The 21005-nt window shown below is 44.3% G+C and carries 18 protein-coding genes; 8 read left to right on the forward strand and 10 right to left on the reverse strand.

Going from position 1 to position 21005, the window contains the following annotated elements:
* Positions 1-121 precede the first annotated feature (121 nt).
* A complete protein-coding gene (locus QZW82_RS01325) occupies positions 122-298 on the reverse strand; it encodes a hypothetical protein (RefSeq protein ID WP_293143329.1) in 177 nt (58 codons plus the stop codon).
* Positions 299-329: 31 nt separating this feature from the next.
* Here QZW82_RS01325 and QZW82_RS01330 point away from each other — a divergent pair, with 31 nt between their 5' ends.
* Positions 330-776: a tellurite resistance TerB family protein gene (locus QZW82_RS01330; RefSeq protein ID WP_293144004.1), complete on the forward strand. Its 447-nt coding sequence runs from the start codon at positions 330-332 to the stop codon at positions 774-776.
* Positions 777-889: 113 nt separating this feature from the next.
* Here the strand turns inward: QZW82_RS01330 and QZW82_RS01335 are convergent, their stop codons facing one another.
* The gene (locus QZW82_RS01335) at positions 890-1024 is read right to left on the reverse strand and encodes a hypothetical protein (RefSeq protein WP_293143332.1); all 135 of its coding nucleotides are present in this window, start codon (positions 1022-1024) and stop codon (positions 890-892) included.
* Positions 1025-1076: 52 nt separating this feature from the next.
* Between QZW82_RS01335 and QZW82_RS01340 the strand changes: the two genes are divergently transcribed.
* Positions 1077-1490 carry a thioesterase family protein gene (locus QZW82_RS01340; RefSeq protein WP_293143335.1) on the forward strand — a complete coding sequence of 138 codons (414 nt, stop codon included), beginning with the start codon at positions 1077-1079 and terminating at the stop codon, positions 1488-1490.
* Positions 1491-1830: 340 nt separating this feature from the next.
* Here the strand turns inward: QZW82_RS01340 and QZW82_RS01345 are convergent, their stop codons facing one another.
* Positions 1831-2016: a hypothetical protein gene (locus QZW82_RS01345; RefSeq protein ID WP_293143338.1), complete on the reverse strand. Its 186-nt coding sequence runs from the start codon at positions 2014-2016 to the stop codon at positions 1831-1833.
* Between QZW82_RS01345 and QZW82_RS01350 the strand changes: the two genes are divergently transcribed.
* Entirely contained in the window at positions 2003-2974 is a 972-nt protein-coding gene (locus tag QZW82_RS01350; RefSeq protein ID WP_293143341.1) for a putative 2-dehydropantoate 2-reductase, read from the forward strand. The genes QZW82_RS01345 and QZW82_RS01350 overlap by 14 nt on opposite strands.
* 308 nt (positions 2975-3282) lie before the next feature.
* Here the strand turns inward: QZW82_RS01350 and QZW82_RS01355 are convergent, their stop codons facing one another.
* The 5 genes from QZW82_RS01355 to menA all read right to left on the reverse strand — a co-directional run bounded on the left by QZW82_RS01355 (position 3283) and on the right by menA (position 8504).
* Positions 3283-5052 (reverse strand): AMP-binding protein, encoded by a 1770-nt coding sequence (locus QZW82_RS01355; RefSeq protein WP_293143344.1) that lies wholly within the window; start codon positions 5050-5052, stop codon positions 3283-3285.
* Positions 5037-6188, reverse strand: coding sequence for an o-succinylbenzoate synthase (menC, locus tag QZW82_RS01360; protein ID WP_293143347.1), 1152 nt, complete (start codon positions 6186-6188; stop codon positions 5037-5039). The genes QZW82_RS01355 and menC overlap by 16 nt, the downstream gene beginning before the upstream one ends.
* Positions 6189-6388: 200 nt before the next feature.
* Positions 6389-7189 (reverse strand): 2-succinyl-6-hydroxy-2,4-cyclohexadiene-1-carboxylate synthase, encoded by an 801-nt coding sequence (gene menH / locus QZW82_RS01365; RefSeq protein WP_293143350.1) that lies wholly within the window; start codon positions 7187-7189, stop codon positions 6389-6391.
* Between the two features lie 25 nt (positions 7190-7214).
* Positions 7215-7460, reverse strand: a complete 246-nt coding sequence (locus QZW82_RS01370; RefSeq protein ID WP_293143353.1) for a hypothetical protein — start codon at positions 7458-7460, stop codon at positions 7215-7217.
* 147 nt (positions 7461-7607) lie between these two features.
* Positions 7608-8504, reverse strand: coding sequence for a 2-carboxy-1,4-naphthoquinone phytyltransferase (gene menA, locus QZW82_RS01375; RefSeq protein WP_293143356.1), 897 nt, complete (start codon positions 8502-8504; stop codon positions 7608-7610).
* Between the two features lie 565 nt (positions 8505-9069).
* Here menA and QZW82_RS01380 point away from each other — a divergent pair.
* Both QZW82_RS01380 and menD read left to right on the forward strand, forming a co-directional pair.
* Positions 9070-10500, forward strand: coding sequence for an isochorismate synthase (locus QZW82_RS01380; RefSeq protein ID WP_293144007.1), 1431 nt, complete (start codon positions 9070-9072; stop codon positions 10498-10500).
* A gap of 272 nt (positions 10501-10772) precedes the next feature.
* Positions 10773-13082: a 2-succinyl-5-enolpyruvyl-6-hydroxy-3-cyclohexene-1-carboxylic-acid synthase gene (gene menD, locus QZW82_RS01385; RefSeq protein WP_293143359.1), complete on the forward strand. Its 2310-nt coding sequence runs from the start codon at positions 10773-10775 to the stop codon at positions 13080-13082.
* Positions 13083-13257: 175 nt separating this feature from the next.
* Here the strand turns inward: menD and grxC are convergent, their stop codons facing one another.
* Positions 13258-13572 (reverse strand): glutaredoxin 3, encoded by a 315-nt coding sequence (gene grxC, locus QZW82_RS01390; protein ID WP_293143384.1) that lies wholly within the window; start codon positions 13570-13572, stop codon positions 13258-13260.
* A gap of 256 nt (positions 13573-13828) precedes the next feature.
* Here grxC and QZW82_RS01395 point away from each other — a divergent pair, with 256 nt between their 5' ends.
* Positions 13829-14038: a hypothetical protein gene (locus QZW82_RS01395; protein ID WP_293143386.1), complete on the forward strand. Its 210-nt coding sequence runs from the start codon at positions 13829-13831 to the stop codon at positions 14036-14038.
* A 379-nt stretch (positions 14039-14417) separates the two neighbouring features.
* Here QZW82_RS01395 and QZW82_RS01400 read toward each other — a convergent pair whose 3' ends face one another.
* Positions 14418-15284, reverse strand: a complete 867-nt coding sequence (locus tag QZW82_RS01400; RefSeq protein ID WP_293143389.1) for a WYL domain-containing protein — start codon at positions 15282-15284, stop codon at positions 14418-14420.
* 97 nt (positions 15285-15381) lie between these two features.
* On the opposite strand from QZW82_RS01400, the gene cas3 reads away from it, so the two are divergent.
* Both cas3 and cas10d read left to right on the forward strand, forming a co-directional pair.
* Positions 15382-17562, forward strand: a complete 2181-nt coding sequence (gene cas3, locus QZW82_RS01405) for a type I-D CRISPR-associated helicase Cas3' (protein ID WP_293143392.1) — start codon at positions 15382-15384, stop codon at positions 17560-17562.
* A 65-nt stretch (positions 17563-17627) separates the two neighbouring features.
* Positions 17628-21005 carry a type I-D CRISPR-associated protein Cas10d/Csc3 gene (cas10d, locus tag QZW82_RS01410; RefSeq protein WP_293143395.1) on the forward strand — a complete coding sequence of 1126 codons (3378 nt, stop codon included), beginning with the start codon at positions 17628-17630 and terminating at the stop codon, positions 21003-21005.

Here is a 21005-nt window from a genome sequence, read left to right on the forward strand (position 1 = left end):
GATTTGTTTGCAGCAGTTCGTTCGGTTGTTAATACTGGCAAGCGTCAGGGTTTAACTGCTTATCAATCTATTCAACAAGCTCTCTCTATTGATGGCTCCATTTTTTCCCCTAGTTGAGCAATTACCTGTCAACTGTGAACCGCCAACTGTCACCCGCCCTTACAGCACTGAAGACAAAAATTAAAAATCTTAACTTTTTCATAATTTTAGTAATAATAAATAACTCAGCAGATTTGATATAATCATCTAAATGCCAAGCCAAGGAAGCTTCCAAAGCCAGAGCCCATAGGGACTCCATGAATCCACTACTAAAGAATGAGGAAAGTATTATGGGTTTATTTGACAAAGTATCGCAGACTCGCCAACAAACTGATGTCACGTTAGGGCCTGCCGAAGCATTTGCGGCGATCGCGCTAATTGCCGTAGCAGCCGACGGTTACATCAATGACAGCGAAAGTAAAGCGATTAGCATGACACTATCTCGGATGCAACTTTTCCGCAGCTATCCAGATGATGTGATGCGAAAAATGCTCGATCGGCTGCTGAACATTCTGCAACGGCAAGGAGTTCAGGTACTGTTTAATGCGGCTTTGGCAACACTTCCCGACGAACTTAAAGAAACAGTTTTTGCTGTGACAACTGATATCGCTTTAGCAGATGGCGAGGTTTCAGAAGAAGAAGAACAACTTTTGAACGATCTTTACTGTGCATTGGATCTTTCCGAAGAAGTTGCCCTCAAGATTATAGACGTGATGTTGATTAAAAACAAAGGTTAAGAAAGCAGGGGCAGGGGCAGGAGTGAGGAGGGTGAGTTTGAGAATATCAAAATTAGCGCCTTCTGAGTCAGGCGATCGCTGCAAAAGTGCTGGTTTACCTATATGATGGTTGTTCAACAGTTGACAGTTGACAGTTGACAGTTGACAGTTGACAGTTGGAGAGCCACCTCTACCCTTAAGTCCGGGTATTGGAGTAATGAATACTCTGATTTTAATTTCTCCCTCAAAGACTTGGGGCTTTCAACCAATTCTTTCTGGTAAAATTCAGCTTTAATTTGCGATCGCCCGCGACTACCTCAAATGCCTTTTACTTACACCCGCACTGTGCGCTTTCAAGATACCGATGCTGCTGGAGTCGTTTACTTTGCAAACGTTTTGGCGATGTGCCACGAAGCTTACGAGGCATCTCTAGCAGCATCGGGAGTCAATCTCAGAGCATTTTTTGGCGATCGAGAGGTTGCGTTTCCGATAATTCATGCTAGTGTAGATTTCTATCGTCCACTGTTTGCGGGCGATCGGCTGACGATTCAATTGACGCCCACACAAGTTGGAGGCGATGAATTTGAAATTGCCTATCAAGTATTTTCAGGGGAAGTTGCAGGAAGAAGCTCGGCTAAAGCTCTGACTAAGCACGTCTGCATCGATGCAGTTAGCCGAACCAAAAAACAGCTATCTGAAGACTTAATGCAGTGGATGAGGCAATTTGAGAGTTGAGATTTTAGATAACTTCAATATTTAAATAATCGCAGGGAATGACAGTCAAATTTCTGTTTAGTTTAAAGGGAGCATCTCTGTTTTGCATTTATAATGCGAGCTTAAGAGCTCGCATATTGTACAATACGCGAGCTCTTAAGCTCGCACTACAATAAAAAAAATGCTTTTTACAAAAACTGAGATGCTCCCAGTTTAAAAGTTCTTCTGACTTATTTATAGCGGTTCTCAGAAAGACGAGGTACGTTGTTGGGCTTGGGCCCTCTTAGTCTAAAGGTTGTGTGGGCTGCCAGCCATACCTCATCTTTTTGAGAAAGGCGATATATTAAGTATTTCCACTTAATTAAACGTAAAATACAGAAGAATCAAAAACGAGCTGGTATAAGCATTCTTCCTTCTTTCTTCTTCCTTCTTCCTTCTTCCTTCTTTCTTCTTCCTTCTTTCTTCTTCCTTCTTCCTTCTTTCTTCTTCCTTCTTTCTTCTTCCTTCTTTCTTCTTCCTTCTTCCTTCTTCTTATGACAAATCGCAATTATGCCATAGTCGGCACGGGAGCTTTAGGCGGATTCTACGGTGCTCGACTGCAAAAAGCTGGTTTAGAAGTTAATTTTTTGCTGCGTAGCGATTACGAGCGCGTCAAAAAACATGGTTTGATTGTCGAGTCTCCCGAAGGCGACTTCACCCTCCCGCAAGTCCGCGCCTACCGCGACGCGAACAAAATGCCTAAGTGCGACGTAGTAATTGTCGCGTTGAAAACAACTCAAAATCACTTGTTGCCAAAACTTTTGCCTCCTCTATTAAAGGATAACGGCGCGGTTTTAGTATTGCAAAACGGACTGAATACCGAACCGGAAGTAGCTAAAATTGTCGGTGCAGAACGAGTGGTGGGCGGGCTGTGTTTTCTCTGTTCTTATAAAGTCAGCCCCGGTCATATCTGCCACCTAGATTACGGTACGATCACGCTAGGCGAATATGCCAAAGACTACAAACCCATCGGTATTACTGATAGATTGCACCATATTGCTAGGGATTTTAAACGCGCTCACATTCCCATTAAAATGAGCGAAGATTTGCTGTTATCTAGGTGGAAAAAGCTGGTTTGGAATATTCCTTATAACGGACTGTCTGTGATTTTGGATGCGAGAACCGACGAACTGATGGCGAATCCGAATACTCTGATTTTAGTTGAGCATATCATGAGGGAAGTGGTAGCAGGGGCCAAAAGTTGCGATCGCATTATTCCCGATGATTTTATCCCGCATATGCTGGAATACACTCATAAAATGAAGCCTTACCGCACCAGCATGAAAATTGATTACGATGAATCGCGTCCTCTGGAGGTTGAGGCAATTTTTGGCAATCCCATGCGGGTAGCCCAAAAAGCAGGTATTAAGTTGCCGCAAATAGAGGTACTTTACCAAATGTTGAAGTTTGTGGACTTTCAAAGGCAAGAAGCTGAGAAGACTAGAAGGCTGTTAGGTGTAGATTAATAGATATAGGTTCGTAGTGAGGACTTTAGTCCTTTGATTTATGCGGACTAAAGTCCTCACTACGAACCTTTTAGTTTTTTTATTTATGCGGACTAAAGTCCTCACTACGAACCTTTTAGTTCTTTGATTTATGCGGACTAAAGTCCTCACTACGAACCTTTTAGTTCTTTGATTTATGCGGACTAAAGTCCTCACTACGAACCTTTTAGTTCTTTAATTTATGCGGACTAAAGTCCTCACTACGAACCTTTTAGTCCTTTGATTTATGCGGACTAAAGTCCTCACTACGAACCAACCTTTTAGTTTTTTTATTTATGCGGACTAAAGTCCTCACTACGAACCTTTTTGAGTGCTAGTTCTTGTAATTGTTCTCGATTGAGTTTGCCTTGAGCATTTCTGGGCAATTGTGTGACGACAACCCAATTTTTTGGTCGTTTAAATTTGCTCAACTTATCTTCTATTGCTGCTTGCAAGTTTTTGACAGTAACTTCGGAATTAGCGGGAACCCAAACAGCCGTAACGACTTGCCCCCAATCTTTGTCTGGTAAGCCAATTATAGCAACATCTGCCACTAAATTAGTATTCTTAATGGCAGCTTCGACTTGGGCAGGAAATACGTTTTCTCCGCCCGTGATAATCTTGTCGCTGCTGCGCCCGACGATATTTAAGCAGTTATTTTTATCGAAAAATCCTAAGTCATCTAATTGGAAATAGGGGGAATCGTCAAATCGTTCAGGATAATAGCCCAAGGCTAAAGATTTAGCATTAACTCTAATATTGCCAATTTGATTGTAGCACAAAATCTCGCCGCTAGCACTGCAAATAGTTATTTTCGCGTGGGGTAAAGTTTGACCGGAAGTGTTATTCCCCGCGAGAAAATCCTCGGGTTTGAGTGTGGCGATTTGCGAGGCGGTTTCTGTCATGCCGTAAGTCGGCGCTAATTTGATTTGATGCTTTCTAGCTGTGGCTAAAAGTTCCGGCCAAGCGGGAGCACCGCCCAAAAGTACGGCACGAAATTGGGATAGCCAATTAGTTGTATCTGGTTTTTGCAGCAGCCGTTGCAGTTGAGTTGGTACTAAGGAAATGAAAAATTCTTCTGGTTTGACATCGCATTTTTCGCCTGCTTCTAGTGTTTTGAATGATGCAATTGCCAGTTTTCCTCCGGTTGTGAACGATCGCACAAATTGCATGAAACCGCTGACGTGGTATAATGGTAAGACGCAGAATGAGTTAATTTTGTCAAGTTGAAAATATTCTTGAAAACCTTGGACTGAGGCTGTGAGGGTTTCCCAAGTGTGGATGGCAAAACGGATTTTTCCCGAGGAACCGCCCGTGGGAATCATTATTGTAGCTAATTCGTCAATTTCGGGTGAAGGTAATTGTCGTGAATGATGGAATTCGGGTGAATCGAATTCTGGTGAATGATGGAATTCGGGTGAATGATGGAATTCGGGTGAATGATGGAATTCGGGTGAATGATGGAATCCCGGCGAATGGAATTCGGGTGAATGATGGAATCCCGGCGAATGGAATTCGGGTGAATGATGGAATCCCGGCGAATGGAATTCGGGTGAATGATTGAATCCCGGCGAATGGAATTCGGGTGAATGATTGAATCCCGGCGAATGGAATTCGGGTGAATGATTGAATCCCGGCGAATGGAATTCGGGTGAATGATTGAATCCCGGCGAATGGAATTCGCGGCTACACAAACGAAGTCCGCCTCCGCGGACTGGGAGAGGGGGAAATGTGTTTTTTATGTCAGTATCTTGTTTTAAAATTAGGTCGGGTTGGACTAAATCAAAGACTTGTTCCCATTCTTCTTTTACCCAGTTGGGATTGCAGAGAAAAATTTGGCATTTGGTGGTGCGGGCGGCGATGAAACTGGCAAGAAATTGCAGGGGTTCTGGTTCGGCTAGGCAAATTTTTAGGGGTGTTTCTCCTGTTTGATTTTGGGTAATTTGTTGCAATTGCCGATCGACAATTCGAGCAAATTCGCCGCTGTCACCACCGATTAGCCAATTGTCGGGCAATTCTAACGGGATATCGTGAATATTTACTGTTATATTTTCTGCCATAGATGCTGTAACCAGGTGTCTTGATTGTTGTCGAACCAGCTATCGGTACCAAAGCCTAGGGCTCGATTATTTACAGATAATTTTGTTGCTAAGTTTAAGGCGGCTTGTCTGCCAATTTTGGTTTCAAATACGGATGAGAAAACTGCGTCTATATTGTGAGTTTGACAAAATTTGCGGAGTTGGGATGGGGAACCGCTAATCGCAGGTTTGATGACGAAAATTCCTCGCCAGCCTTGGGTGTAGCATTCTTGGATGCGATCGAGATTGGCTGCGGATTCGTCTAGGGCGATCGCCGTTGTATAAGTAGCATTCAATCGTACCATTTCTGGGAACTGTGCGATCGCCAGCGGTTGTTCCAAAAATTCAATCTCGACGGCCAAGTCTGGTGTTGCTGTGACGCTATCGCAAGCTTCCAGCCATTTTTCAGCCTGGGAGTAGGTGAGTCCCCCATTAGCATCTAAGCGCAAAAGGATAAGACGGCGGTTGAAACCGCGTCTTGTCAAACGATGTCCACCGACGCGGACTGAAGAAGACAAGGTAATTTTAACTGCTTGTTCTTCAACCCGCGTCGGCGGGTTTTGCTTGTATAGACGCGGTTTCAACCGCCGGGTCTTTTTATCCCAAGCGTATTGACCCAAATCATCCATTGCTGCGATTAGCTGCTGAAAAATAGTTAATTCTTCCTCAATTGCAGAAACGCCAATTTTCCATTTAAACGTGCGATATCCTTCCAACCAAAGCATTGGTAAAACCTGCAAAGCTGTTTCACCTGCGGGTAATAAACCGCTACACTGATATTTCGGAATTTTGTCTTGAAGAGGTGTATTTTCGATTGCTTGGCCCAGATTTTCCCAAGCTGACTCAAAGCCAAATTGACAGGCTGGTAATTCAGCGGAAATCGCGAAGATTATTTCAGAATCAATATTAGCAGGTAACTGTTGACAAAAATCTAATGCTTCCTCAAAAGTTTCCGAACCAAACCAACTCAGCGGGGCAATTTCTCCCCAGCCAATACGATTATTTTCGTCAATAAATCGGAGGATAATTCCTTCTCGCATATCCCAGATGCCGTGACTTGTTTGTAGCGGGCGCTTAAATTTTCGCTGATAGGTGCGAAACTCAAATTTATATAGCATTTGTTTTTTAGTCGATTGTCACCAAGGCCAAAGAAACCGGGTTTTTTACCTAATTTGTCGGTAACAACGAAGAATTTTCGTAAAAAACCCGGTTTCTGACTACCCGTTAATCATCACTAAGACGAAAGAAACCGGGTTTTTAGCTAATTTGTCGGTAACAACGAATGATTTTAGTAAAAAACCTGGTTTCTGAATACTCGTTAATCATAAAATTGTCTCACAACTTCTCCAAACTTATCAATACTTTCAAAATGGATATTGTGACCGGCATTTGGTACAATCTTGAGAGTAGCAGCCGGACACAAGCTGGCAATTTCTGCATTGATACGTTGAAATTTATCATCATCTTCTCCCGCTAGCAAGAGAATGGGGATTTGAATTTGGGCGAGTTTTTCCCATAGAGAAGGCTGGTTGCCGGTTCCCATGTTACGCAGAGATTTGGCTAATTCTAAGGGATTGTTGGTTAAGCGGCTTTCTATGAGTTGGTGGAATTTGGGGGATTTTTGTAATGATTTGAATAAAGGGCGATCGTACCAGCTTAAGATAAAATCTTTGATATTGCTATTTTCGAGGTTTTGTGCTGTTTGTGAATCGGCTTGCCGTCTGTGCGATCGATCTTTTTCCGTCTTCAATCCCGCAGAAGCTGACTCTAACACGACTTTCTCGAATCTTTCAGGAAAATGTAATGTCATGTACAGCGCCAGTCGCCCGCCCATTGAGTAGCCCAACAACAAACATTTGTCTATTTGTAAATCATCTAATAAGTGGATCAATGCTTGGGCTGTATTTGACATATTGTAGCAACTTTCGTCGCCGCTGACTCTGGTTTGTCCGTGACCGGGAAGGTCAACGGCGAGACAGCAATAATTTTTAGATAGTAAGGAAATCACGCTGCTAAAGTCTTGACTGTTGCCCGTGAATCCGTGGAGTAATAAAATTAGTGGCTGATTTTTGTTGCCAGTTAACGAATAGTGAAATTGATATTTTTTAGATTTGTTCATCTACACCGTTAAGCTCCTATTTTTATTACAATATCATTACTATGTTATCAGGGATAGCGCCAGTGTATTCTATTGCCACCGATTTTCCATTTCTTAATGACAGCTTACTATAAATTTCATCGCGTTCTGTTGCATGGGCTAAAACTTCACCTCGAATCACACTTAATTCTTCATCTAATTCAGGATTGACAATAAGTACCCACTCATCAGGATACAGACTATAAATTTCTTCTAGGGTGAGGATTGGGCTAGTTTCTACTGGCGTACTCATGATTTGCTTCTCCTTGTTTTCGATTCAATATCAAACTGTTTGTAGTAAGGACTTTAGTCCTTATCGACTAAAATCTTGGAGAGAGGACTAAAGTCCTGACTACGAACCATAGTTCTATTTTACCGAAATTATCGATAATCGCCCAAACTACAGCACAAACCCCAGCGCTAGCAGCAAACCGCTCGTAAAATGCAGTGTCACTGCGATAAACTTAGAGTTGCTGACCTTTGCGGGTTGGTCGTGATATTCTGTGACATGGCGGCAAAGGTCGATCGCAAAAAACAAACTTCCAAAAATCAACAGCGTCCAAATTGGGAAGATTCGCAGCGCCACAAACAGCACAGTCAAAGCATAAACGCTGCCGCACAACCACTGCAACAACTGCGCGCCTTTCTGCGTACCAAGTCGCACGATAGGCGATTTTTTGCCCGCCGCCAAATCGTCCTCAACTTGATGGAAGTGAGAACAAAATAAGATGATACTCGTAGTAATTCCCACTATTGCCGAACCTGCGAAATTAGTAGCCGACCAAGTTTGAGTTTGACTGTAATAAGCAGCAGCTAAAGCTAGCGGGCCGAAGGTAAAAAAGCAAATAATTTCGCCTAAACCCTGATAGCCCAAACGAAACGGCGGCCCTTGATAAGTGTAGCCGAGGGCGCAGCACAAAACTACTAGCAAAATTACTGTTGGATCTTTTTGCCACCAGGAAATACCGCAGATTCCCGACACTCCGATTGCTAAAAATAGATTGGCAAGCCAGAAAATTAAAGCTTTATTTCCGGTTAAGTTGACCAAGGAATGTGCTTTATTTTTATCTATCCCTGTTTCCGAGTCAAATACATCATTGGTGAGATTCAGCCATGCTATAATTAAAATGGCTGAAATTAAAAATGTCGAAAAAATTGACGCATTAATCGTTTGAGTTTCGGCAAAAGCAATTGCAGTTCCTACTGAAATAGGAATAACAGCAACGCTGTACATGGGCGGCTTGATTGCCGCCAGCCACAATTTACTATTTGAACGCTCAATTATCTTTGTTGTCATTACACAAACTTGATGCAATTGATAGCAGCTTGGTAATTTTACAATTTTATTGGTGAAGAATGTCTGCTAAGTCTCCGCTTGAGTGCGCCTCCGGCATCCGTTGATAGCCTTTGCGGGCTCTCGCACGCCCGGTAATGCCCACCTGCAAACCTCTGCGGGGTCGATCGCCTTTTAGCGAGAGTCGCCCTCTCAATCTTAAGTTTTATGTCTAAATGTTTCGATGAATCGCGCGATCGTCTGTTTTCTCCCTCCAGCGCGCCCAAACAGTCGGGAAACTCGAAAGGTCATGTTTGGCGATCGCCCGAGCGTGGTTAGATCGAAATAGGGATTATAGCGCAATACGCTTGGGATAAGAAGACCCGGCGGTTGAAACCGCGTCTATACAAACAAAACCCGCCTCCGCGGGTTGAAGAGTGGGCGGTTAAAATTACGCTATCTTCTTCAGTCCGCGGAGGCGGACTTCGTTTGTGTAGTGGCGGTTTCAACCGCCGACTTATCAATCGCGTATTCGATTATAGCGGGACAAAACCGCACTCTTTCTGACAAATCTGCTATTCTCGATTTCATGACAGTAATACCGCACCGCGCCAATCTTTTGCAAGACCGCAATCAACTGCATCAGTTGCTGTTAGATTGCCAGCAGTCTTTAACCGAAAAAGATCAAACAAAAATAGTTAGTATTTCTCAGGAATTTTCCCCCGTCGATCCGCTAGCGGTACTGCAAGAAATTGCCACACCCGATGACAGACACTTTTATTTTGAAAAAAGAGACCCCATTGCCGGCAACAGTTTTGCGATCGCCGCCCTAGATTCGGCAATCCATCTCACAGTAGCAGGAAGCGATCGATTTGCCCTCGCTCAAAATTTTATTCAATCTTGTCTAGCCCGGACAATTACCATCGGTACGGAACGTTTGCCCTTTAGCGGGCCGCACTTTTTTTGTAGCTTTGCTTTTTTTGATGAGAATGTCGCAACCAATTCTTACTTTCCCCCCGGCACCATATTTTTACCAAAATGGCAGATTACTCGCCTCAACGATAGCTGTACAATTGTCGCCAATGCCAAAATAGATAGAGATATAAATGTTAAAATTATTACTGAAACCATTAGCAAACAATTTGATAAAATTGCCTCTCAAAAATACATCAAATTAATTAACAGCCAAAACTCACTTCCATTAAAACAAATTCCTGTGAATGATGCCGCTCAATTTAAAAAATCTGTCAAGTCCGCTTTAGAATTAATCGAGTCTAAATATTTCAGTAAAATTGTGTTATCCCAAGCTATAAATGTCATTTGCCAAACACCTTTTAGCGTAATAGATTCCTTAAATAACTTGCGCCTCACCTATCCAGGTTGCTACGTGTTTTCTACCAGTAACGGCAAAGGTCAGCAATTTATCGGTGCCAGTCCAGAACGCTTAATTAGCATTCACAACAATCAGTTAATCGCAGATGCTTTAGCCGGTTCTGCACCGAGGGGAAAAACTGAAGCAGAAGATGGTAATTTAGGCAAAGATTTACTCAACAGCGAAAAGGATATTCGAGAACATCAAGCTGTGATTGACTTTATAGTCGATCGCCTGTTGCATCTCGGCATCCATCCCGACTTTTCCTCGCTACCGAGACTGCTGCAACTATCCAACATTCAACATTTGTGGACACCAATCAGGGCTAGAATTCCCCCAGATATTCACTTGTTGAAAATTTTAGCCCAACTGCATCCAACGCCAGCCGTGGCGGGCGTACCGAGGGATATTGCCCTACAGCAAATTCGGGGCGGCGAAAGCTGCGATCGCTCTTTGTATGCAGCACCCCTGGGCTGGATCGATCGCACTGGTAACGGCGAATTTGCTGTCGGCATTCGATCGGCTTTAATCGACGGATCTCGGGCTATACTTCATGCTGGTGTTGGAATTGTGGCAGGTTCCGAACCAGAGAAAGAACTAGCAGAAATTCAACTGAAACTGCAAGCACTTTTAAATGCTTTAGTTTAAGAATAATATAGCCTTTCGAGCGAAAAATGAGATAAGACATAGGGCATAGGGCATAGGGCATAGGGCATACCTTACTTTTGCGATAACTGCTATATCTCATAACTATGTAGCGACAAATTTGGTAACTTAAGATTTAGATATGGGTAGCCAGAAACCGGGTTTTTCAGCCAATACTAGCCAAAAACCCTCAATCTCGAAAAAACCTGGTTTCTTGAGCTTTGATTGAGAACCGTTATATATCATAAAATATTAGCGATCGCCAAAACAACAAAATGCTTGACTTTCGGAACACAAACACCCTCTGGGCTTCCATAATAGCCGAGACATTGCAGCGACTGGGACTAACCACAGCCGTAATTTGTCCCGGTTCGCGATCGGCCCCGCTAACCATAGCCTTCGCCCAGAATAAGTTAATAGAAACTATCCCTATACTTGACGAGAGATCTGCAAGTTTTTTCGCCTTAGGAATCGCCAAAAAATCCGGTGTACCAACCGCCCTCATTTGTACCTCTGGAACCGCCGCAGCCAACTTTTATCCGGCGATTATCGAAGCCCGTGAAAGTCGAATTCCGCTGCTAATTCTCACAGCAGATAGACCCCCCGAATTGCGCGACTGTCATGCCGGACAAGCGATCGACCAAATTAAACTATACGGCAATTATCCGAACTGGCAAGCGGAATTAGCCATCCCTGCTGCGTCCATTGGGATGCTAGACTATGTGCGACAGACGATCGTGTATGCGATCGAGCGATCGACCTTTCCGACACCCGGCCCCGTGCACCTCAACATCCCCCTGCGCGATCCCCTGGTACCCGTTTCAGATATTGCTGTAGAATCATTAGAAACACAATTCGATATCGCAGATTTCTTTGCAGGATTAGAACCCTTTTTTGCGGCAGAAACTTCTACCCCCCCCAGCCCCCCCTTGCTAAGGGGGGGAGAAAGAAGTGCAGTAGAATCTATTGTTGCAGCAGAAACTTCTACCCCCCCCAGCCCCCCCTTGCTAAGGGGGGGAGAAAGAAGTGCAATAGAATCTATTGTTGCAGCAGAAACTTCTACCCCCCCCAGCCCCCCCTTGCTAAGGGGGGGAGAAAGAAGTGCAATAGAATCTATTGTTGCAGCAGAAACTTCTACCCCCCCCAGCCCCCCCTTGCTAAGGGGGGGAGAAAGAAGTGCAATAGAATCTATTGTTGCAGCAGAAACTTCTACCCCCCCCAGCCCCCCCTTGCTAAGGGGGGGAGAAAGAAGTGCAATAGAACAATGGCAGAAGTGCAGCAGGGGGATAATTATTGCAGGTGTAGCCCAGCCTGAAAATGCAGAAAAGTATTGTAGTGCGATCGGCAAAATTTCCCAACTATTAAACTGGCCAGTATTAGCAGAAGGACTATCGCCCTTAAGAAACCGCGCCCAACTTAACCCTCATCTAATTTCCACCTACGACTTAATCCTGCGAAACCGCGAACTAGCAGAAAAATTAACCCCAGAAATCGCCATTCAAATCGGAGACTTACCCACAAGTAAAGAACTCCGAAACTGGCTAGAAAAAACCCAACCCAAACGCTACATAATCGACCCCAGCCACCACAACTTAGATCCCCTACACGGCCCAACAATTCACCTACGAACCTCCATAGAAAACCTCGCAACTCTATTAACTCTTGTCCCCCCCCTTACCAAGGGGGGGCTAGGGGGGGTTCAAACCTCTGCTACCACTAATAATATCTCCCCTCAAATCCCCCCCCTTACCAAGGGAAACTCCCCTCTTGTCCCCCCCCTTACCAAGGGGGGGCTAGGGGGGGTTCAAACCTCTGCTACCACTAATAATATCTCCCCTCAAATCCTCCCCCTTACCAAGGGGAACTCCCCTCATGTCCCCCCCCTTACCAAGGGGGGGCTAGGGGGGGTTCTTATCTCTCCATCCCACGAATACATCCAACTGTGGCACAACACAGAAACCCAAATCAGACTAACAATAGATCGAAACTTTGCAGCAATTCACAACATCATCGAGCCCAAAGTTTCCTGGCTGCTTTCCCAAATATTGCCACCAGCCACACCAATATTTATTTCCAACAGTATGCCCGTTAGAGATGTAGAATTTTTCTGGAAGCCAAACAACTTAGAAATAAAACCATTTTTCAATCGCGGCGCCAACGGCATAGACGGCACATTGTCAACAGCTTTAGGAGTCGCCCACCGCAATCAAAGCAGCATTTTGTTAACAGGCGATTTAACACTTTTGCACGATACAAACGGTTTTTTAATTAAAAATAAATTTGTCGGTCATCTGACAATTATTTTAATTAATAACAACGGTGGCGGGATTTTTGAAATGTTGCCAGTTGCTAAATTTGACCCGCCATTTGAAGAGTTTTTTGCTACGCCGCAGGATATCAATTTTGCTCAATTGTGTGCAACTTACGGCGTGGAACACGAGATAATCGACGATTGGGAGCAGTTCAAAGAAAAATTAAGTTTTCTAGCAAATAACAGGATTCGGGTCTTAGAACTGCAAACAAACAGGCGTACAGATGCTAAATGGCGGCAAGATAACCTAAGTAAATTTGCCCAAGGTTCGTAGTAAGGACTTCAGTCCTTCCCAAGGTTCGTAGTAAGGACTTCAGTCCTTCCCAAGGTTCGTAGTAAGGACTTCAGTCCTTCCCAAGGTTCGTAGTAAGGACTTCAGTCCTTTCTTGGGAAATTTAAGGACTAAAGTCCTCACTACGAACCTAATACGAACCTAATACAAAGAGTATTTAAACGGCTGCTTGAGCTAGCAGCGAATCTAATTGTCCTTCTCCATCAAGTTTGTGAATGTCATCGCAGCCACCGACGTGTTGGTTGTTAATAAATATTTGGGGCACGCTGCGCTTGCCGTTAGCGCGATCGGCCATGGCATTTCTAGCAGCTTCGTCGCCGTCAATTTTGTATTCCGTGTAATTGACGCCTTTCCACCACAGCAAAGTTTTGGCGCGGATACAGTACGGACAGGTTTGCCAAGTATAAATTTCAACATGGGCTTTGATGCGATCGGGCTTGCGGCCCAAAATGGGATTGAGAAAATCAAGCATTTTCGGTACAGGGTAAAAATTGAACTGGTTGAGAGATTAAATCATTTTAGCGAAACGCCATCAATCCCGCGTCCTACCAAAGGTTAGGCTGGGATGCAATTCGCCGCACCTGTAGCGCCGTGATTCGCGTCACACATTTACTCTACTCGGATCACTTGCTTTCATCCAAAATAATCACCTGCGGAACCTCCTTAATATCACTGATCTTTTGAGGAAACCGAGGGATTATGAATATATCGAATTCAACCGCACTGCCATGAACGCTTTACAACTCCTCCCCGGCGCTATCTCTGAAATCCTCGCTTCTGTAACCGACACAGGCGTTTTGACTTTAGCCGATCGCTACGGTTTGATGGCAGCCACCTTAGACGAGTCGCTGAATGACGAAGATAGATGCTGTGTCAACCGCCTGCTGCGGGCAGTAATCAGAGGCCGGGTGAAAATGGTCAACGAACTTTCAGCGTAACGAGGATTTGCAGTTTTGTTCTGATGGTAAGGTGAGTCAGCGGTAGATAAAGATGGCGAAATCGGTTGGCAGCCGATCGCCCGCCGGAGTCCCAGAGACTTGATATAACGGCAATTAGAATTCGATTTAAAAGTTTTCTCCTCCAACTAAACAACGGTTTTTTCGATGTGCAGCCTGTTACGGGCTGCTTTTTTTTGGATTTATATCATGTCCGATCGATCGTCGTAACAAAAACAGTTCGTTCGTAGTGTGGACTTTAGTCCGCAATCATCAGCGGACTAAAGTCCACACTACGAACCGATCAGATCGTTGTCAATCGACGGGACACGATATTACGGTTTCTTGAGTCTCTGTGTGTGTTTCGGTACTTCCAAGTCCTCTAATCGCGGATTTCCAGGTTGTACTGGCGGCAGAGGGCCATCAGTTTTTGCTGGAAGCGCGATCGCACACTGTCTGGAGAGACGATCGCGCAATCTTCCCAATAGGGGGTAATTTCGCGAAAAAACCAGAAGGTATTTGAGATATTCCGAATCACTCGTCTAATTGGCGGATCGCCTTCTAAGTCGCTGACTTCCACATCACCTTGCTTGCGCCTGTAGTTAAAGGCAAGTCTGCCGGATAAGTGAAATTCTACGGGAATTCTGGCTAAATCTGGCAGCCAAGGTCGATCGACCGAAATCACCGCAGCATCTTCAATGCGATCGAGCAACAGTGTCCAGTTGTGTTCGAGTCCCGGTACGTCTTGATTTCCCTCAGATTCCTCGCAGCGACACATTAAATACTGTCGCTTTTCTATGGGGACAATCCTAGCGTGCAAAACTGTGTAGTTCCAAAGTCGATCGGCTGCATCTCGATAGGAAAGGCGAAATGGTTGCTGTCTGTGCCTAAAGTTATCGATTTTTTGCCGCCAAGCGGGTAAAGGGTTGCTCAAAAACGCCTCGATTTCTGCCCGGAAGGGGAGAGTTAGTTCGCTGCGAGAGCTCAATAATTCGGCAATTTCCAGCGCTTCGTCGATTTTGCCCAAGTCAACCAATTGCTGTCGGGCGATGTCTAGGGCTTGGATGCGGGTTTGGGGCCAGTCGTGGTTCGGGGCGATCGTCAGTTGGCGGCGGGCGATCGCTTCTATCAGTTTGGATATGTTCGGGCGATCGCCCCACGTCTTCCCGAATTCTTGGGCTAAGGCTTCCAACTGCGCTTTATCTCGTTCAGAAACCGATAGGGTGATCGATTGACCTTTGCGACTCATAAATGTACGGACACTTCTTCATTGTACGGGCTTGATAATCTCAATTATCGGTGTCAATATGAGGAATATCCACTTTCTACGGACACAGATTCAGCATATGTCCGATTACCAAATTACTCTCAAATCCGTTTACTCCTGTCCCGCTGCGGAAATTCCCAAGAAAGTCAAATTACCCGAAGGTTGGACGCTTTCTTGGCATCAACTTGAAACTTTAAAGGCAATTCGCGATCCGAATATTGATGTCATTACCAACTTTGCTATCACTAGCGATGGCAAAAGTTTAGCCAGTTTTTTAGAAACATTGCAGACAAATTGTTGTGCAGTGGCGCTATATCCAACCAATGAACTGGCGCGAGATCAGGAGACTCAAATTAAGCGCTATATCGAACAATTCCAACCCGAACATCAACCCCGCGTTGTGCGACTCAGCGGCTCGGAATTAGAAATCTATGCAGAAAATGAAAAACTGAGAAAAGCAGCCGCGATCGCATCTCGCACAGGTCAATCAGAGATTTTATTAACTAACCCTGATATCTTGCACTATCTCCACCGAGGAGCGTATTTAAGCTCTGAAGATAGCCCTGATAAACTATGGGGTCGCATCGACAAAGATTTTGACCTATTCATTTTTGATGAATTTCATGTTTTTGCGGCTCCTCAGATTGCCAGCGTCATCAATACCCTGTTATTAATTCGTCATACAAACCGCCGGAAAAAGTTTTTATTTTTGTCAGCAACTCCAGACGAGCAATTAATTAGCAGACTAGAAACAGCCGGGTTTCGCTGTCAAACTATCGATCCTTTAAAAGCAGAAAAATATCAGTTTCCAGATCGCCCTGCCGAAATAGAACAGTTGAAAACAGACTCCTGGCGGCAGATATTGAGGGAAAGCACGCTGACTTTCATTTCCCTAGAACCAACTTCAAAAGTTTCTGAAACTTGGCTGAAAGACAGCGCAAATCTCATCCTGACTCACTTTCAAAACAATCCGGGGAGTAAAGGAGCGATTATCCTGAATTCGATTGCTGCCGTCAAGCGACTGACACCATTTTTTCGGAAATTGTTCGAGCCTCACGGTTTAGTTGTTGGCGAAAATACTGGGTTGTCGGGAAAGACGGAAAAAGAGCGATCGCTCTCGTCAGACTTAGTTCTCGGTACTAGCACAATTGATGTCGGGGTAGACTTCAAAATCAATTTGCTGATTTTTGAATCCGCCGATGCCGGCAACTTCATCCAAAGATTAGGAAGGTTGGGGCGACACGATGGCTGCGATCGCAATGGAGAGTTTATTCAGTTTCAAAATTTCACAGCCATCGCACTCACCCCTAATTTCTTAGTCGAACGCTTGTTTGCGGGTGATACTGCCACTTTAGAGGCTAACGGAATTTACGATCGTCCTTTTTTCTATCAACAAATTCGCGAAAACTACCGCCAAATCAACAATTTTGAGGGATATTATTCGCGGTGGGGTGCGGTGCAGTCTGTTCAAATTTGTTGGACATTAGAGCACAGGACAATTAAACAGCAGTACGCATCAAGTCACAAAGCTTTTCAGGAAGCTGCTCAAAAAGTATTTAAAACTAGCTTAGGGAAAGTGGCCGGTAATATTAAACAGTGGGGCAAAGAGTGGCAAGAGCGATCGGGAAATAAGACAGGAAATCCGATAGTTGAAGATGCTAGCAGTTTTCGAGGTTCTAGTCCCCTGCAATGTGGCATCTGCGATTTAACCGATTCCCACGAGGCAGACAAATTTAAAACTTACGATTTACCAGGAATTTTGAGCAACTTGGAAATCGAACCGATGACCGAATTTGCATTTATGCAAATGTTGAAGGAGACATCTGAACGCCTTGGGCAACCAATTGCCAAAGGTCGATTTAAACACTGTCTGGCTTTTTTGAAGTTGCGTAGTTATCGGGAGGAAAGACTGAATTGGAAATTTATTTATTCAGGAAATTTAGAGGAAAATGCTGCTGCTTGGAAGGTTCAGGTTTTGACGGGGATTGAGGTTGTGCAACCTGAGAATTATTGGATCGGGGAAATCAACAAGCGTTTGAAGAAGCAAGCATTGGTTTGTTATGTGCTGCGTTATCCGGTAGCTGAAGTGCGATCGCGCCTGCGACTACCGGTACACTTTCAGATTTATCCGATTTGCGATCGGTACAGTATCCACGATGCGACTGCACCTTATTCGATCGCCTTTGGACAGTCGGCGCTGTTGGTGGACACGCTGGCCCACTGGCTCAAAAGCAAGGGGGATGAAGTATGGATTGCGTAGTTTCCAGCAATATCCCCTTTACATCCAGTAAATCACAGTTTACTTAAATAAATTAGAGGCCTAAAATGGCTAAAAAACGTCAAAAACCAGACGACGAAGAGTACCAACAACTCTCATTATTTGATATCCCAGTTGATTTGAACTCAGAACGATCGGATGATGCAGATGATGACTGGTTGCAAGATGAAGAATTAGGGTCAAGCTTTCAAACGTCCGATCGCACAATCGAACCTCAAACTCGCGACTTACTAACCCTCAAACTCTTGCGAGAAGCCATTCAGAGTCAAAATCCAGGCGATCGCGTCATGGGAGATTTCGCAGAATATGTCTTGCCAAATCTGCTGCGAGTTGCGATCGGCGTCACAGCCAAAGGCGGCAAATTTTTTGACGAACTCGATCGCAAGCAAGGAAAAGAGAATGTGAGACGGCATAATGCAGGCGATCAGTCCCTAAATACTCACCTGCTAAATGGATTATTTCCCGCTAATTTAATTGAACAGCGGTTAGAAAAACTCGACACCACCGTGCGGCGATCCGTAGGAGAAAAAGAACGGCGGTTAGTAATTGCTGGATTTATCCTCCACGACTTTGAAAAATTCCCCGATGTCCCCAACGATTGTCGCAAGTTACCACTAGAACAGCACCGTCAAATTATTGATGAAAAAGTGCGACAGTTAGGACTAGATAGCTTCATCAATCCCGACGATCAAGATGCTTATCGAGAATACATTGACGATTTGCTCTGCCTTGCTTACAACGCTCAGCGGCGTTGGGATACTAACTGGAACTTTTCCGAATTTGGGTTAAATCCAGTTTTGCGCGATCGCATACTCCGCAGTCTCTCAGACTTAACCTGTTTAGCAGATTCCCTAGCATCTATTATCAAACATCCCCAAGATGCAGAAAATACAAGACTAAATGAGTTAATCCACAGCCTTAGCGACGGGCAATTAAAATTCACTTATCACAGCATCGCTGAAAACAGAGGCGTACTTACTAACGTCGTCAATAACGCTTTAATGGAGGTGCATACGGCGCTGAATACCGACGATTATACCTACTATGAACCATTGCTTTACCTACCAACAGGTGTAATTTATCTAGCGCGATCGGATGCTCCTGCTATTTCAATTGCAGATTTACCCGAACGGGTAGTTAGCAAGATTAAGCAACTCTGCGCCGGACAACTGCAACGGCGACAAACTGGATTTGGCAGAGATGGTAAAGGCATGAAATATGCTGAGTATTATAACCTGTTTTTTGATACGTCAGAGTTGATGCTAGTTGCTGTTGATGCTACTTTACGCATTCTCAAAATAGGGAAAAACTCTGTCGCCAAAAGTCGCAGCGATAATCTGATAAAATTTCAGCGTCAGGATGTTTTGTCTGCTGATTATAAATTCAATTTTGACGACGATATTCGGATTGACCAAATTGCTGAACTTGGCGACTTAGTGAGCCGTAAGATTTGGGGAGAACAGGTTAATACCATCGAAACTGCACGCAAGAAAGACAAAAAACTACCCGCACTACCTCATCTAGATATTGTCGATGAAATTGCTAGGTTTTGGAACCTGTCCGACTATCTGCCAGCCCTGAGAGAAATTCAACGGATTAATGAACGCCTCAAAGAACTTAAGCTAAAAGGCAATACAGGCGGCGTTCCTTACGAATGGTACTATTTAGCAGCAAAGTACCTAGAAAACAACCCAGGAATTGAGGATGTGCGGCAAGTTTGCGAACAGGCGATCGCCCACATTTCCCAAATGATTAAACCCATTCTTTCACAGTACAAATTGCCCGACGGTTGGGACGATTTGCGACTGTGGGTAACGCGGATTGTCATGTTACCCGGAAATACACCATTAGACATAGCATCAAGTGACGTATTTTTAGATGAATTGGAACGCTACCAACTCGCTAAGAAACAAGGTAGAGGAAGACAGTTAATCTGTTCGATTTCCCATTCAGCTTACACGGTGACAGAACAAATGGAATCAGCCGTTTTGTTCACCCCTCAAGTTTATACAAACAAACAAATGTTGGGAGGTTCTAACGCCAAACGCAATATTTCTAGTATTGCAGGTTTGGAAATGATGCTGAGGCAAATTTTGATGAATCAAACTCAAGCTGTGGGCAAAAAATTTGAAGATGGCAAATATCGCTATCTCTATTTTTATCCCACATATTACTTCACCCCAGAAACAAATAAGTTTCTGCAAAAAGCCTACACTAGCATTTTCCAAACCCGCTTTGATACTAGCATACGCAATCATTTTATCAGCAAGGATTTGCAAGCCAATTTTGGACGCGATCGCTACCAAAGCATCGATAGTTTCCTAATAGATGAAAACATCGAACCAGGAAAAGACCGCACCTTCAAACTTTCCTATCCCGAAGACCAACCCCTAACATTTTACTTCATGGCACTTCCCCCCGGCCGAGATGCGACTGATACCGAATCCTGGGTAATGCCAACTTGGTTAGCTTTTGCCTTCCCGATGATTCTGGATGTCAAAACCGTAGTTTCCGAGTCGCCAATTCCGCCTTTTAACGACGGTGCGGAATTTGAAGAAACCGTATTTCTTGACAGTGTACCCCAAGCTTTTAGGGTGTTGACGAAGCGCGATCGCTTTCGCCTAGACTATATCTTAGAAGGATGGGAAGAAAACGGCAAATCTTATCCAGCACCTTTGAATGTATTAACCGCTGCTTATGCGATTCACCTTGATGTTAATGCAAAACAAGGGAAGTCCGGTTATGACTCCAACTGGGGGAAACTAACTGAACTCGCCACTGATTTTGAAACCAGCCCGCTTTATGTGTTTAGCTACCTAAATAAGTGGGTTCGCAAACAGAAAAATGAAACGGCATCAATTCAAAAAATCAAGCTTTATGCTTATCATTTTTACCCTTGCTTTGACTCCTATGCCCTTTACAATCATGAAGAGGAACGATTGACTGTGACAACCGCATCAAGTTTAAACCACCCCCAAAAATTGACGGATTTGTACCGCAGATTTTACCGTGCAAATAAGCGATACAATCCCAAGGCAAATGCTGTACTGAAACCGATTGATATTGCCTCTAAAACAATCCTGGAAGCCGATCGCAGTTTTCAATGCGAATCTTTAGTGTTGGCCGTTGCTGCTGAAGTTTCAAAGCTCATGGATCGCGTGCACTCTTCTACTGCTGAAGGGCGCTGGATTTTCAGCAAGCGTGAGGAAGAAAGACAGGCAGTTTTAGAGTTTGCTCGCTACTTTGTTGAGGAGGTATTTGAGAAATCATTTGCGGGCGATCGCGCTCGTTTAGCCGGCCGCCAAATCAACTTAATCCGAGATACTTGCGAATTCCTTTACCGTTTAGAGAATGACCAAGAAAATCGCCCTATAGAGGGTCAATCTCCTGAAGATTCACAAGAAGAAGCTGACAATCAAAGCTGA

The sequence above is a fragment of the Microcoleus sp. bin48.metabat.b7b8b9.023 genome (assembly GCF_013299185.1).
Lineage (GTDB): Bacteria > Cyanobacteriota > Cyanobacteriia > Cyanobacteriales > Microcoleaceae > Microcoleus.